The sequence below is a fragment of the Serratia sp. NPDC078593 genome (genome assembly GCF_050268245.1).
In the GTDB taxonomy this organism is placed as follows: Bacteria; Pseudomonadota; Gammaproteobacteria; order Enterobacterales; family Enterobacteriaceae; genus JBNNGK01.
The window spans coordinates 271,954-285,698 of record NZ_JBNNGK010000001.1; the positions used below are offsets into that span (position 1 = coordinate 271,954).

17 protein-coding genes, 1 tRNA gene and 2 pseudogenes are annotated in these 13,745 nt (G+C 45.2%); 6 read left to right on the forward strand and 14 right to left on the reverse strand.

Features of this window, described 5'->3' with window-relative positions:
* Positions 1-120: 120 nt before the first annotated feature.
* From ACQKDS_RS01180 to ACQKDS_RS01210, 7 genes and pseudogenes are all read right to left on the reverse strand, one after another.
* Positions 121-258, reverse strand: a pseudogene (locus ACQKDS_RS01180) (type VI secretion system tube protein Hcp); the annotation flags it as partial.
* A gap of 1 nt (position 259) precedes the next feature.
* Complete coding sequence (locus ACQKDS_RS01185) at positions 260-784, reverse strand: hypothetical protein (protein ID WP_399664541.1); 525 nt, start codon at positions 782-784, stop codon at positions 260-262.
* Positions 765-1,280 (reverse strand): DUF2778 domain-containing protein, encoded by a 516-nt coding sequence (locus ACQKDS_RS01190; protein ID WP_399664538.1) that lies wholly within the window; start codon positions 1,278-1,280, stop codon positions 765-767. The genes ACQKDS_RS01185 and ACQKDS_RS01190 overlap by 20 nt, the downstream gene beginning before the upstream one ends.
* 621 nt (positions 1,281-1,901) lie before the next feature.
* Positions 1,902-2,138, reverse strand: a complete 237-nt coding sequence (locus tag ACQKDS_RS01195; protein ID WP_399664535.1) for a hypothetical protein — start codon at positions 2,136-2,138, stop codon at positions 1,902-1,904.
* The gene (locus tag ACQKDS_RS01200; protein ID WP_399664533.1) at positions 2,131-3,909 is read right to left on the reverse strand and encodes a DEAD/DEAH box helicase; all 1,779 of its coding nucleotides are present in this window, start codon (positions 3,907-3,909) and stop codon (positions 2,131-2,133) included. The genes ACQKDS_RS01195 and ACQKDS_RS01200 overlap by 8 nt, the downstream gene beginning before the upstream one ends.
* Positions 3,910-3,981: 72 nt before the next feature.
* Entirely contained in the window at positions 3,982-4,305 is a 324-nt protein-coding gene (locus ACQKDS_RS01205; protein WP_095104210.1) for a helix-turn-helix domain-containing protein, read from the reverse strand.
* On the reverse strand, positions 4,289-4,648 hold the full coding sequence (locus tag ACQKDS_RS01210) for a type II toxin-antitoxin system RelE/ParE family toxin (protein ID WP_399664530.1): 360 nt from the start codon (positions 4,646-4,648) through the stop codon (positions 4,289-4,291). Before ACQKDS_RS01210 ends, ACQKDS_RS01205 begins: the two co-directional genes overlap by 17 nt.
* Before the next feature lie 1,004 nt (positions 4,649-5,652).
* On the opposite strand from ACQKDS_RS01210, the gene ACQKDS_RS01215 reads away from it, so the two are divergent.
* The 4 genes from ACQKDS_RS01215 (at position 5,653) to ACQKDS_RS01230 (ending at position 8,608) form a co-directional block, all read left to right on the forward strand.
* A complete protein-coding gene (locus tag ACQKDS_RS01215; RefSeq protein WP_399664527.1) occupies positions 5,653-6,531 on the forward strand; it encodes an integrase domain-containing protein in 879 nt (292 codons plus the stop codon).
* Positions 6,531-6,755, forward strand: a complete 225-nt coding sequence (locus tag ACQKDS_RS01220; protein WP_399664524.1) for a helix-turn-helix transcriptional regulator — start codon at positions 6,531-6,533, stop codon at positions 6,753-6,755. Before ACQKDS_RS01215 ends, ACQKDS_RS01220 begins: the two co-directional genes overlap by 1 nt.
* The gene (locus tag ACQKDS_RS01225; protein WP_399664521.1) at positions 6,748-7,827 is read left to right on the forward strand and encodes a helicase RepA family protein; all 1,080 of its coding nucleotides are present in this window, start codon (positions 6,748-6,750) and stop codon (positions 7,825-7,827) included. The genes ACQKDS_RS01220 and ACQKDS_RS01225 overlap by 8 nt, the downstream gene beginning before the upstream one ends.
* Positions 7,828-8,347: 520 nt before the next feature.
* A complete protein-coding gene (locus tag ACQKDS_RS01230) occupies positions 8,348-8,608 on the forward strand; it encodes a helix-turn-helix transcriptional regulator (protein ID WP_399664518.1) in 261 nt (86 codons plus the stop codon).
* 28 nt (positions 8,609-8,636) lie between these two features.
* On the opposite strand, the gene ACQKDS_RS01235 is transcribed toward ACQKDS_RS01230, so the two are convergent.
* The gene (locus tag ACQKDS_RS01235; protein WP_399664515.1) at positions 8,637-8,903 is read right to left on the reverse strand and encodes a DUF2442 domain-containing protein; all 267 of its coding nucleotides are present in this window, start codon (positions 8,901-8,903) and stop codon (positions 8,637-8,639) included.
* Complete coding sequence (locus ACQKDS_RS01240; RefSeq protein ID WP_154777801.1) at positions 8,875-9,162, reverse strand: helix-turn-helix domain-containing protein; 288 nt, start codon at positions 9,160-9,162, stop codon at positions 8,875-8,877. The genes ACQKDS_RS01235 and ACQKDS_RS01240 overlap by 29 nt, the downstream gene beginning before the upstream one ends.
* Positions 9,163-9,280: 118 nt before the next feature.
* Here ACQKDS_RS01240 and ACQKDS_RS01245 point away from each other — a divergent pair, with 118 nt between their 5' ends.
* The gene (locus ACQKDS_RS01245) at positions 9,281-9,544 is read left to right on the forward strand and encodes a helix-turn-helix transcriptional regulator (RefSeq protein ID WP_399664512.1); all 264 of its coding nucleotides are present in this window, start codon (positions 9,281-9,283) and stop codon (positions 9,542-9,544) included.
* Between the two features lie 101 nt (positions 9,545-9,645).
* Here ACQKDS_RS01245 and ACQKDS_RS01250 read toward each other — a convergent pair whose 3' ends face one another.
* The 5 genes from ACQKDS_RS01250 to ACQKDS_RS01270 all read right to left on the reverse strand — a co-directional run bounded on the left by ACQKDS_RS01250 (position 9,646) and on the right by ACQKDS_RS01270 (position 12,970).
* Positions 9,646-10,593 (reverse strand): hypothetical protein, encoded by a 948-nt coding sequence (locus ACQKDS_RS01250; RefSeq protein ID WP_399664509.1) that lies wholly within the window; start codon positions 10,591-10,593, stop codon positions 9,646-9,648.
* A 50-nt stretch (positions 10,594-10,643) separates the two neighbouring features.
* Positions 10,644-11,900, reverse strand: a complete 1,257-nt coding sequence (locus ACQKDS_RS01255; protein ID WP_399664507.1) for a tyrosine-type recombinase/integrase — start codon at positions 11,898-11,900, stop codon at positions 10,644-10,646.
* Positions 11,901-12,124: 224 nt separating this feature from the next.
* A tRNA-Leu gene (locus ACQKDS_RS01260) sits at positions 12,125-12,209 on the reverse strand.
* A gap of 184 nt (positions 12,210-12,393) precedes the next feature.
* Positions 12,394-12,522 (reverse strand): DUF6392 family protein, encoded by a 129-nt coding sequence (locus ACQKDS_RS01265; protein ID WP_427673870.1) that lies wholly within the window; start codon positions 12,520-12,522, stop codon positions 12,394-12,396.
* Positions 12,506-12,970, reverse strand: a complete 465-nt coding sequence (locus ACQKDS_RS01270; RefSeq protein WP_399664504.1) for a DUF6392 family protein — start codon at positions 12,968-12,970, stop codon at positions 12,506-12,508. The genes ACQKDS_RS01265 and ACQKDS_RS01270 overlap by 17 nt, the downstream gene beginning before the upstream one ends.
* Before the next feature lie 387 nt (positions 12,971-13,357).
* On the opposite strand from ACQKDS_RS01270, the pseudogene ACQKDS_RS01275 reads away from it, so the two are divergent.
* Positions 13,358-13,708, forward strand: a pseudogene (locus ACQKDS_RS01275) (GntP family permease); the annotation flags it as partial.
* Positions 13,709-13,745: the final 37 nt, after the last annotated feature.

A 13,745-nucleotide genomic window follows, 5' to 3' on the forward strand; every position in this document is an offset into this window, starting at 1 on the left:
AATATATTACTCATTTTAGAGTAACGAAATATTTATTATTTGAAATTTACCATTCACAGACACGATCGTTTAGCGCGTATTTACTTATTTATTTTCTCATAAATTAAGACAGATAATGACAGCACTATCCACTGGAATGTTCAGACCGTGGCTAAAGCCGACAATCTCAATACTTCCCTCACGATCCTGAACATCTACAGATCCCCTGATGTCTGCGCCACCATCATCTTTAAGCCACATATAAGCCGGAATAGGCATGTTACAAACGCCTTTTGGTGGTAATTTTCTTCGTGATGAAGCCATAACAAGCTATCGTGAGTAATAGATTGAAAGCCACTACGGCCACGGTAGAGAACGCTGAATACGTTTTTTCGTCAGGAAAAACAGCCTGATAGGGTAGTAAGCGAAACATCCCCCAGAACAGAAAGGTGAAAGTGAATAACTTCGTCAATCGTCGCAGTATAGAGAAAGCCAATTCTTTCAGGAGGCGCATTGGCCTAACTTTTCGTGTTACGCCGTTGTATACGGTAATGATCGCGCTCATGGCTGGAATACTGATCAGGGTATTGATAACAATGCTAATGTAGAAACGAACGGAATCAAAGGGTTCAGGGTCGGGCTCGCCCAACACCCACTTCCCGATGTTATCAGCATTATTAGCGCTCATATGCTGGCTTAAGAAGCTACTGACTAAATCATCGTAATGTACCGTTTTCGCCACGATTAACATCACCACAGCAAACAACGTTATCTTGAGAAACAAACTAAGGGCATGTTTTGCCATTGGCGATCACCTCAATTATGCCGTATGCCTTTAGCTTCTTCATGCAAGGAATATTTACCTGCTGCGTTCTCAACAATGCATTACGTAGCATGGCAAAATCTGAATCATGCGGAAGGGTGATACACCCCTCTGATAATGTGCCTGGATGCAAACGGAAGTTACCGCGCTTAACACCTTCTACCCATGTGTAATCGCCAATTCCCCAGTCATCACGCCACAGGGCAAACCATTCGTTATGCCTGAACGTTGCCCGTTTTACTACCTGATTATAGATATCCCGTACACCTGCATTAATTTGCGATCTTAGCCCACCTTCTGGACGAGCGACAATCCAGTATTTACCCGCCGGAACTGGGCCTACCATTGGCTTCATGCCACAAGCGCCACAATTGCGATAAACACCATCACCAGAGAACGCTAAAAACGTGCCTACGCCAGGAAACGACAAAGGAGAGCAATACGCTTCGTTGATTACAAACTTTCCATACAAAGCCATAAACCACCCAATATCCATTATAGGTTTGTGGTTTATAGTACGGGTTATTTAGTGGTCAAACCAGATTTGACTGGGACTGTTTTTCGGGGAAAGGTCAATAGGTTGAGTGAAAATCGCGGAAAACCTTGCGGGGGCTGAATTCCAGACACAAAAAACCGCCTATCGGTGGCTTCTTGCTTCGCACTGACTAATGGTGCGAAGGCCGGACTCGTAATTGATTATATTTTATTGATTTTAATGCCATTTAAATTAATTTTTATTTTATTGACCACCATAATGACCCCCTTCATGTTTTATACAACACGGACATAGCCAGCCTTTTTCCTATGGACCGCTAAGAGCGATAAGCGGAAATTAGTATTTATCGGCCACCTAAAAAATGACCACCTTAGCTGTGGTAATTTAGCTAACAACAAAAAAGCCCCCTGCTGAAGAGAAATGCCAGTCATTTAAGCGTTTTAATGAATATAAATTCATAATAATACTTAGAAGGAAAACGAAGGAGCTAGAGCTTTAACCCTTTTTACTTCATTATAGGCTCGAATTTTCGGGCCTTATTTTCTTCGGTGAACAGCATTATCCGCTGAAGAGGAATCTTTTTGATACAGGCTCGTTATTGCCTCACTTAATTCCAAGTGAATCAAGCTGGCTTTTCAGACCTTCTAACTTAACCACACTTTGAATCAGCATATGTCTAGCACAAGAAATACAATAGTAAGATTCACCTTGCGTTGAGTTCTTTACACTCAACCTAAATTCACCTTTGGTAATTACGTGCTTTTTGTCGTGTTTACAGGCAGTTTTTCTAGAAGCAACCTCAAACTTAGCACCAACAATAAGAGACTTGAATTTAGCCATTAGACCATTCCTGCCTTATGTCTTCAGCTAAATTGGAAATTGCTGATTTAGCTTCTTCAACCTGTTCTAAACTTAAATTTTCTCTATCACCGCTATTACAACCTATGTACTCATTAACGCGATTATGGAGTTCTCTTACAGCCCAAGCATAATTATCTTGAGACTTATTGAAATTCCTACCTTTTGTCTTAAATCCAAGCTGATTAATGAGTAATCCCGCATGATGATTAACAAGATCGTTAATCGCCTGTCTTCCTGCTCTTCTCTGGTCCTGCTTACTCAACCTAGATTTGCGTAAAATCTCTATGGCTTCATTCGTTGTCATACCTAAAGCCGCAAGTTCATTTTTGAGTTCCTGGAAATCCCCGATAGGATCTAACTCGGAAGCTATTACACCATCAGTGCTAGTAATCTCTACAGGAATAAGCCTGTTGTATCCTCCCGTTTCATCAGGATCGCTGTCACTTGTTCCATCAGAATCAAAAGCTACATCTTCAACTTCTGGTAGCAAGTCAGCGAAGAAATCTTGGTCAGCCTGGCTGAAATTCCTAAAGTCACTCCATCTATTGGCAATATTTGCACCAACATGAAAAACAACCACGCCTCTATTAACCAAATCTCCAGGGGCATTCTGTTTTACGACACGCATGACTCTACCAACAAACTGAACAAATGGGCTTAAATTAGAAAAAATACTACCGACCATAGCCACAGATAAGAATTTATGGTCGAAACCTTCACCAAGCATTTTGGATTGAATTATTACATCCAATTCATGATTTTCTAGTTTAGAGAAAACCCTATCATTAACCGAGCCATCTTCATTAGAGTGTACGTAATCAGCACGTAAATTTCTGGCAAGGAATGCTTCTTTTATCTGGATGCAATGCCCATAATTAATAGCAGATGCAATTATTTTTAACCGTTTCTCTCCAGACTCTTGACGCAGTCTATTTAGCTCCTTGATAGAAAGATCAACCAACGTACTAAGAGTCTCATCAGACATGAGAACACCACGTCTGAAAGATGCTTCTTCTTCACCTAAACGCTTAATTTCATCAGGACTTGCTAAGGTTATCTCAGTACCATCGCTATTAATATAGGCTAACTTTGATGGACTAATCATTTTTGCATGAAGCCTTTTTATATAACCCTCTCTAATTGCTTCAACAACAGGAAAGCTATATATAACCTCACCGCTCATCAACTGACCATCACTCCTCATGGGCGTAGCGCTGTAGTTTACTACCTTAGCGCTTGGGAATTTTTCCTTAACCTTAACCCATGTATTTGCTTTATTATGATGGGCTTCATCAACAATAATCAAATCAAAGAAATCGGCATCTAGCTGCTCTAACCATTTATTATCATCACCAGCTATTTGTTGAATGTTTGAAACAACAATATCACTAGATCTTATGTCATGAATATTAGTTTTACCGCCAGATTCAATTATACAGACCTCTGGATAACCTTCCACCGAATCAAAAAAATCACATTTATTATAAAAGTTATCAGGCTCACTAAATTTCATATCTTTAGCCAGCTGATCTCTTATCTTTTTTCCAGGAGCAATTATAAGAACTCGACTAGAGTCTGTTGCGTATGGTGTGATTGATATCAAACCAGACTTTCCACAACCAACAGGAAGTATTATTCCAACCTCATTCAAACCTTTATTTTCGTAGTGCTCTCTTATCTTACCGAAAGCCTCAACTTGTGGCCTTCTTAATTTACTTTTTTCTGTAATATCTTTTTTTCCAAATGGCACTTTACTATTCCTTCTGCATTGGTAGATTGACTATTACCCATGTATATCATTCCAAATGACCAGCCCGATAAATCAAACCAACACCTTCAACCCATGCTTCTGCACCACGGTAAGCAGTTTCAGCGATAATCCACTCGGGCGCTTTACGCCACTTTCCCATTTCTGCACCGTTGACACACTGGTGTTCAGGTAGCTGGCAAAAACGGGCTGGCTGACGTTTAGCTTCTCGCGCAATGCTTTAATCTCAACAGGTTGCAGATCGTCCACGTTATTAAGGCACGCTTTATCAAAGTTGCGCATCGTTTCCTGTGGGATGGCATCAACGCTAAATAATCCAGAAGCCGCGCTGTGGATGGCCTCAAATGCAGGACTCTTGAATTTACTTTTTGCAGTCATGGCAAATCTCCACCAGTTCTTTACTCTTAATCAGTGCCGTAAGCTTTACATCAGCAAGAGCAGCGTAATGCTTCGCTAACTCACGAAATCCGGTCAGTTCGCGATTATCAATGTTTGCCATATCCTGTTTGGCATAAAGGAACGTGTAAAACCAGTGCTCCCCACCTTTCGCCAGAATAATGGCGCGATCGCGATTCTGGTTCAGGCGTTTCTTGTAAACTCCCCCGCCGAGGTCGTCAGCCTTACCTTGCATCGCCGCCTCAATAGCCTGGCATAACTCACTATCTTTAATTGCGTGCGATTTAGCCGCCTTGCTGAACCATTTAGTTTTGAATACGCGCATTAGGCTGACTTCCTGTTACCTTAACTATAGCACCTGGTGCTAGGTTACTCCTTTTACTCACTGATGCAAAGTGCTTGAAGCCAACAAAATTTTGCCGTATTTTTAACCGTGCATATCTGCTGTCAACGGACAGCCACCAATGTTTCCAGTATCAGGATGATACGAGTGACCTGTGAGAAACGCCTTTGGGTGGTCACGAGCCAAAGTCATAAGGAATGGAGTGTGGTCTGAGACTGACGCCTTCGGGCGACCACAAAGAAAGTTGTCGAAGCCTGAAAGACAACGCTGGATTAGCGGTAAATCTGCTCACCTTTGAAAACAGGTATCGTCAATAAAAAACGCGCCTATGACGTGACGATGAAGGTCCCTTAAACTTAAGAGACGGCTAATAACGAGCGTTTCCATACCGATCGGCATTATTTGTAAAGAATGCTGTATTCGGTCTTCTCCTCAGTGCATGAGTTGCTGCAAGCAAGGCTATAACTTTTGCCTTCGATGACAGTAGTATCATCACCCGCTTAACGACAGGTACATCCCGTACTGAAGGGTTCTCTGTACCCCAATTCTGGCACGTATTAAACGCCGCTGACTGCGCCTTGCTATGCCGTCAGGCATCTGCATGCGCCTGCCCTGCTGCGCGCTAATACGTGGCGTCACTTTTTGCGTGTTAACACATGAAAGTGACGCCACAGCACAAAGCTGCCTCAACCGTGATGGCAAGCAATCTCACTTAACGACTCATGAATCTGACACACCAGTTCGGATGCCGAACTGTTCACTTTTACAGGAGATTTGAACCGATACCGAGGCAGGCCAATGGTCTGAGGGGATAACCTGCAATCGCAGGAGGCTGCACAGAGTGCATTACCGACGCCCCGCAATACCTCAACAACTGCCCGCTCTGGCGCACAGGTATCCGTTCAAGGCAGGTCAATATGATTGTTTCTGCCATTAAGGCCACGCGCCAGAGAAATGCAGCTCGTTGAAATTGTGAGAGGTTTGCTATGAGTAAATTAAGTCGTGAAATGAAAACGCTGGCTAAGCACGTCGGCGGCAGCTTTAAAACCGTTCACGATCGTACCCGTATCATTGACCGATTTTGTCGCCATCTGATGGCACTTAATATCCAGGTCCGGGATGTTCAGCATCTGAAAACTAAACATATCGAAAGTTATATTGCCAACCGCCAGTCAACAGGTATTGCTGTTCGAACGCTCCATAATGACATGTCGGCACTGCGCGCAGTGTTTCGGCTGGCAGGCAGGGAAAAGCTTGTTACATCAACACGTTTAACGAATAGAGCATTGGGATTAAGCGGAGCAAGTCGTGCAGGTACGAAATTCGCCATCCCGGATGAGCGATTTCAGGCCGTATTGTGCAGCGCACAGCAGCATGACCAGGGACTTACCTGCGCCCTTCAACTTTCCCGGTTGCTGGGACTACGTTCACAGGAAGCCGTGCAATGTGCCAGTTCGCTAAAAACATGGGAAAAACAACTTGAACGCAATCAATCAACGCTCACCATTGTTTTTGGCACCAAAGGCGGCAGGCCACGTGAAACACGGATCCTCAACCGTAACGCTGTACAGCAGGCGGTAAAAGAGGCTCTGCTGGTTGCTAAAACACGTAATGGCAAGCTAATCGACAAGCCCGATTTAAAAACTGCCATGAACTTCTGGCGCTCTCATACCACACGGTTAGGACTAACCGGCCACTATTCCCCACACAGCCTGCGCTACGCATGGGCGCAGGATGCCATTCGTTATTACCTGTCACAAGGATTTTCCCGCAGTGAAGCCAGGGCGCTGACGTCAATGGATCTCGGCCACGGTGATGGTCGGGGCCGTTACGTTGAGCGCGTTTACACCAGGAAGGAGGACTAATGATGACAAATTTCAAGCTGTTGCGCTTATCAGAAGTAATGGAAAGAACCGGCTTCAGGAAATCATGGATTTATCTTCTGATTAGCCAAGGCGATTTTCCTCCGGCAGTCAAAATTGGTTCCCGCTCGGTGGCATGGCTGGAAAGCGAAGTGAATGACTGGATTGCTGAACGTATCAGCAAACGCGAGGGAATACAGCAAGCGGGGAAGCGAAACGATGAGTAAATCCGTAACCGATACCGAAGCAGAATTTAAAACCTCTCTTCCTCTGCGTAAAGGTTCTGACGGCTTTGACACCCAACAGGACTATCTGATTAAGGGATATTTGCCAGCCTCATCCGTTGCCAGCGCCTACGGTGCCAGCGGCTCTTACAAATCCTTCCTGGCAGTATCATGGGGATGCCATATCGCTACCGGTAAGCCGTGGGCAGGTAAACCAGTCACACAGGGAGCCGTTATTTATGTTGTTGGTGAAGGTGGGATCGGCGTCCCCCGCCGTATCCGGGCATGGGAACAAATACTTAACGGCAGCAGCCCGATTGATGCGCTTTATCGCATCGATTGCCCGGTCTTTCCTGCCAGCCCGGAGAGCGTACTACAGGTGATACAGGCCGCCAAAGATGTTAAGGCCGCAACCGGTATGCCGATCCGCCTGATCATTCTGGATACCCTCGCCCGCTGCTTCGGCGGCTCAGATGAGAACGCCGCTAAAGACATGGGTGCATTTATTCAGGGATGCGACTATATCAAAGCGGCCACACAGGCTACGGTGCTGATCATTCACCATTCCGGCAAAGATCAGGATAAAGGCGCGCGTGGCTCCAGCGCATTTCGGGCCGCACTGGACGTGGAGTGTAACGTGCGCCGTGAAGGTGACGGTGGCGCGTTGATTCTCAGGTGCACCAAAATGAAGGACGCCGAAGAGCCGCCACGTCGTGCCTATGATCTGCATTCCGTCGATTTATACGTGGATGATGATGGCGATCGGATCACTTCGCTGGTACTGAACGATGAAGGCCGTGAAGTCATAGATAATAATATCGCTGGCGACCCTGATTTGTCGGGTATTTCACGACTCACGAATAACCACATTGCCTTATGGCAGGCTATTCGTTCTCGTACAGGTAATGGCGATAGTTGTACCCGCTCGCAGGTTCGGGACGATATGAGGCCGATGGGATTTGACGTAGCCAAAAAATTTACCCGCTGGCTGGATAAACTGGAAAAAGATGGTCTGATTGCTTTAGATGGGGAACGTATTACGCCGTTGCCACAAAGAGATAAAATGAGGGATTAACCGGGGGAAAGTGGGGGAACCTGGCTCTGATAATGACAAAACCCAACATATTCCCCCACTTCCTCCATGTATATATACGCTAGGTGGGGGAATAACTTAACCATGTAATAAATATCATTTTTTCATCAACATCAAAAATCAGGTGGGGGAATAAAAAACTTATCATCAAGTGGGAATAAAATGGGGGACTATCTGAGAATCACACACCTTATTTTCGCGTCAATTTCTCCAAAGAGATCTATCCTCCTTAGCTTTGGTTCTCTTACCACCAACCAGTAACGCTTTTTAGACCTGACTGAGGCGGAGCGCAACGAAGTGAGCACCGAACAGTCAAGTCTAAAAAGTGGAAAAACGGCACTGGCTTTACCACTCCATCCTACTGGAAAGTCACTTTTTTGCAGCAACAGCTTTTCTTTCTTTTTGATCTCAAACCAACCCAAATAACTAAGAATTACTTAGTATATTTTCATCAAGCACAGATGAGAATTGAGCTAGGACAAGTTAGTCATCTGGGACCCTCATGCTACCTCATCGTTTAAAAGCTGCACGCTTAAAGGCTGGTTTGTCACAGGAACGGCTGGGGATTCTTGCCGGGATTGATGAAGCGACAGCCAGCGCCCGGATGAATCAATATGAGCGCGGTATACATACACCTGATTTTGCACTGGCCTGCCGGTTAGCATCGGTCATGGGGATTCCTGCCTGCTATTTTTATGCGGTGGAGGACGATCTGGCGGAGATCATACTGGAATATCCGAATAGTCGTCAGTCCGGGATCTAACCGATATCTGTACCCATACCGCATATCGTCATTTATGATTAGTCATATCTCTGATTGCTCCCGCATAAAGCGCCTCAATATTGATATCCTCATCAATTTCCTCCCAATGGATTCCCCCGCCTGCGTTAAGGGTGAAGCGCGCTCTCTGTTCTGCTGTCGCACGTTCAAGGCGCGGAAAGTTTTGGAGTGGAATATTTAACAGCGCTTTCCCTTTAGCCTGAACGTGTAGGCATTTATCTGAGAAATAAACAACAACTGACGATCGATCAAATAGCAGGCTGTTTACCTTCTTCATTCAATTTTTTCCTTATGCGCATTTTTCTGTCCAGAAGCGTACCAGAACTATCAAAATAACGGCTGGGCCAGATTTCCGCAGGATGAACGTCCAGCGCCGTGGCCACAAGCCATTCCCCTTTTGGCCAGGGACGAGAAAGCACATTGGCAAGCGTTGAAGAACTGAGTCCCGCAGAGCGCGATAACGCAGCCAGAGTCGTGCCTTTCTTGCGCAAGGCGGCGATGATATCTGCCGGATGCCAGTCATGATGTGATGCCATATCTATCTCCATTAAAACTTTGGGTAACAGTATGCATCAAACACTAAGGATTACTTAGTATATTTTCAAGACGCACAGATGAGAATCGCGACAAGCCACACAAGAAATCAGGATTCTCATGCTACCCCATCGCTTAAAAGCCGCACGTTTAAAGGCTGGCCTGTCGCAGGAACGGTTAGGGATTCTTGCCGGAATCGATGAAGCGACGGCCAGTGCCCGTATGAATCAATATGAGCGCGGTATACACACGCCAGACTTTGAGCTGGCCTGTCGGTTGGCATTGGTACTACACGTTCCGGCTTGCTATTTTTATGCGGTGGAAGACGATCTGGCGGAAATAATTCTTGGATATTCAGACTCGCAGGAAAAATCGACTCTATAAGTCGTATTAGCTCCAGCCCCCCTGAAAAGGGGCTGGAGCGTTATAAAATTAGATGCGCAGATAATGGATGGATAGTATTCCTTAACTATCTGTAAAAACCCTTATTCTTTAAACCACTTAGGCATTTTTGATTGACTTACAAGAACACGTTTTAATGAGTCTTGGTTTTTATCATCTTTAATACAATTAATTTCTTCAAACCCCCACTTCCCATCACGATTAGAGAAATAGACTGTGTATTTATCTGTATTAAATCCAAAATAGTGCTCTGTTGAATCACTTATATTTAAGGTTCCACATGTTGCAGAAGTATGCCATTCACTGCTAGTAGCCCAATCAAGCACGACTACTATAAAATTCTCCGCCCAGCGAGGCATAGCAAAAAGCAAAAATGTTGCTAACATAAGAACTCCCAAAACAGCTATTAACTGGTGCCCTTTTAATTTATTTGCTATCCATAGAAAAAAACCATACGAGACTGGTTGTAATATCATGAAAAAATAAATAGCGAAAAAAGCAATTTTCCATCCAACTTCTAGCAATGGGGAATTGTTTATCCCCATATTGCTCATTTGGAAAAAATAACTTTCTGCATATGCGCTCGTAATGAAATATAATACATATGCACCGCTAACAAAAACAAACCTTAGTTTGCGAAAAGTAATATTACCTGCACGTTCAAGATCATAGAAGGCAAACACGCCACTAATAATGACACAGACAACGAAGGCCAAAATAAGCCATCGCGCAAACAACACAAAACCGATGTTCAATAAAAATAAAACCGCCAAAAAACACACCCAGGACAATAGCGATATGCCGCCCGATATTTTTTTAACAACATCTCCATCGTTCAAACAGACAAAATAAAAAATTATTCTTTTGAATATATCCTTTTGAAAAAAACAGGTAATCACAACGATAGAAAAAAGCAATATAATAAATATTTTCTTGAAAGTAAAATCATATCCAATAAGAAAAATATTGCCAACTAAAAAAACAAATAAAACTATATAGAGAAAATATTTTTTTATCTTTTCAAAGAACATAGTATTTCATCCATAAAATAACTTCAGACTAAATTTCAGGCACATAACGCTTATGCCCTTCTAAACTCATACGGCACCACATACCCTTCCCGATTCGCATCCAGATAATCCGCCCACCATTGCAGCATTAATCGCCGTTCTTCGATATGTTCGGCTTTATGGATATAAGCCGTCCGCACGCTATTGCGCTCCTGGTGGCTCATTTGCCGCTCGACAGCATCCCGCGACCACTGCCCGGATTCAACCAAGGCGCTACAGGCCATTGTGCGGAAACCATGTCCGCACAGTTCGGTCGTGGTGTCATATCCCATAACCCGCAGCGCATTATTGACGGTGTTTTCACTCATCGGTTTAGTCGGGCGACGATCGCCCGGGAATATCAGTTCGTGACCGCCGCTGATGGCCTTAATTTCTTTCAGCAGCGCCAAAGCCTGGCGGGATAACGGTACTAAGTGCTCAGTGCGCATTTTCGCCCCACGCTGAGAGTGCTTTACACCGGGGATCGCTTCACGTTCAGCCGGTATCGTCCACATAGCGCGTTTAAAGTCGATCTCGGTCCAGCGGGCAAAACGTAGTTCACTGGAACGGATAAAGACGCACAGCGTAAACTTTAAGGCTAAGGTGGTTAATGCACGCCCTTTATAGTGTTCAATCCTTGCCAGAAAATCCGGCAGCTTATCCAGCTTCAACGCCGGGCGATGGGTTGCCTTCGGCGGCGCAATCGCACCAGAGAGATCCTGAGCAGGATTACGTTCTATCAGATCGTTCTGCACCGCATAGCGCATAATATCGGTCACCCGCTGACGCAATCGTGACGCCAAATCGAGGTGGCCGTTTTGCTCTACGGCTTTCAGCGGCTCAAGCAAGTCTTTAGTCTTCAGGTCCGCTATGTGGCGATGCCCGATAGCAGGCAAAATATTACGCTCCATATCGCGCCATACCCGTCCGGCATGGGTTTCTGACCAGCGATTCTGACTAATGTACCGATGCCAGTCTCTTGCCACTTTCTCAAAAGTTATCAGGGCAACCTGAGATGCTTCTTTTTCCTCAACCCGTTTTTCCGCCGGGTTGATACCATCAGCGAGTAACAACCGCATCTCATCACGCTTCTCACGGGCCTTTGCTAGCGAGATAAGAGGATAAGCGCCAAAAGCAACACGGCTTTCCTTACCTTCGAAACGGTACTTGAGATACCAACGCTTAGAACCGCCAGGGCTTATCAACAGGTAGAGTCCATGTGCATCCGCGAGTTTGTAAGCTTTCTCGCGAGGCTTGGCGGTGCGGGCAACAACGTCTGTCAGGGCCATAATTGGGGGTCAACTCCTAATCGAAGTGAATTGACCCTCATCTTGACCCCCAAATAATCTGGATGTCAATGGACAAAAAAAGACCAACGTGGATCAAATGAACAGATTAGGAGGAAAAGAGATAATATTTAATCTTTTAATAAACAATAAGATATGGACATCAGTGGAAGATTATGGACACAAAAAAACCACCTCTCGGTGGCTTCTTGTTTCGCGTTTACTAATGGTGCCGAAGGCCGGACTCGAACCGGCACGTATCTCTACGGTTGATTTTGAATCAACTGCGTCTACCGATTTCGCCACTTCGGCACTGAAGTAGTATTGCGGAAAACGAGTGCATTATACCTAGCAGCGATCGTCATGCAACACTTATCATCACTTCAATGAGTTAAGTGCTGAAAAAAACGCCGCAGCAAGTGTAAGTGCCTATCTTTTCGTCAAAACTCGCTGCCGTATCTGCCGCCAACACTCACAAAATTGGCGATATGTCACATTAATCATCACAGGATCCCCAGCGTAATTCGGAGGTTGGCATAAAAGTGACAGACCTTACAAAATCCATCACGTCATAGTTAACTTGCATACTGGTAAGAATAGCGCGGCCTTTACCATCTGAGTCGATGGGTAGGAAGAAACGTTACCGCTTCAGCCATTTCATTCATGTCGTAATAAACACACATCGTCAGCGGTATATGAAAATCCTCGATCGTAAATCTCTCTCGTCCGCCCATTTGAGAATTTAATACAACCCGAGGAGGGATATATTTATCAGGTTCACCAAAGGATTCATGCACCCACTGACGGGACATATCTTGTTGTAACGGTAAAGGGAGACTGTTCGGATATACCCCCTTTTTCTTCCCTGATGCCAGCTCTAACGAAACTTCGATAAGGGGTTTACTACTAGAGTCATTATCAAACGTTAAGGAAATCCCTTCACTTCTCATCTTAAGCGTCAGAACAGGATCGCTTTGCGTCCCCTGAGGCGGGATTTTATACGTAATAACCCCTGCATCACGGATCGCCTGATAGGGCTTATCCAGACTGCGTATCAGCGCTTCAATATTCACCGTAATTTGTATAACCCCAGCTCCGTATTAATGTTGTGCATTTCTGCCCGTTTAGCCTCCAGTTCAGCCTCTGCCATGCCGCGCTTCATCACTCATTTCCGCCAGCTGTTCTGGGGTGAAAGGGGATTGATTCATTCCGTTCAGAATCTCCGGGGTCAGATCGTTGGTGTATTGCTGCGACATATAAAATCCTTTTAGTTTGTCTGGTTAAATACCAGCCCATCATACACTTGGCAAAATTTAACCCAAACGTCCTGTTTCTGATTGTCGATACAGCGCATGGATCCGGCATATCTGGGAGGGGCTGTATCCTGCTGTCGGTAATACCGTTTTTTTGGTGACGCTTCCGGTTACTTTCGTCACCTGAGGCTAGCTAAAGTCGATACCGGCACGCTGTTAGCGCGGCACGTTGCCAGCTTGCCGCTCTTGATTCCTTTCGTGATCTCGACATTGGTTCGCTTGATTCAAGGTTCCGGCACCGTAGCGATGATCACTGCCACCTCCATTTCTGCGCCGATCGTCAGCCAGTTACCAGAGAGCGACATGTTAGCCGCCGCGCAGGCAGCAACGATGGGCGCGCTGTTTTTCAGCAACTTCAATAGCAGTATGTTCTGGGTGGCGAACCGTATGATGGGGATTAATGATGTCAAACAGCAGATGAGGGTCTGGTCCGTGCCGACTACAATCGCATGGGCCATCAGCCTGATTGGCGTGTTGATATTGGATTGGTTGATGTAACGAGGCCGCGTTTGCCTTAATCCGTGCGGCCCTTTCC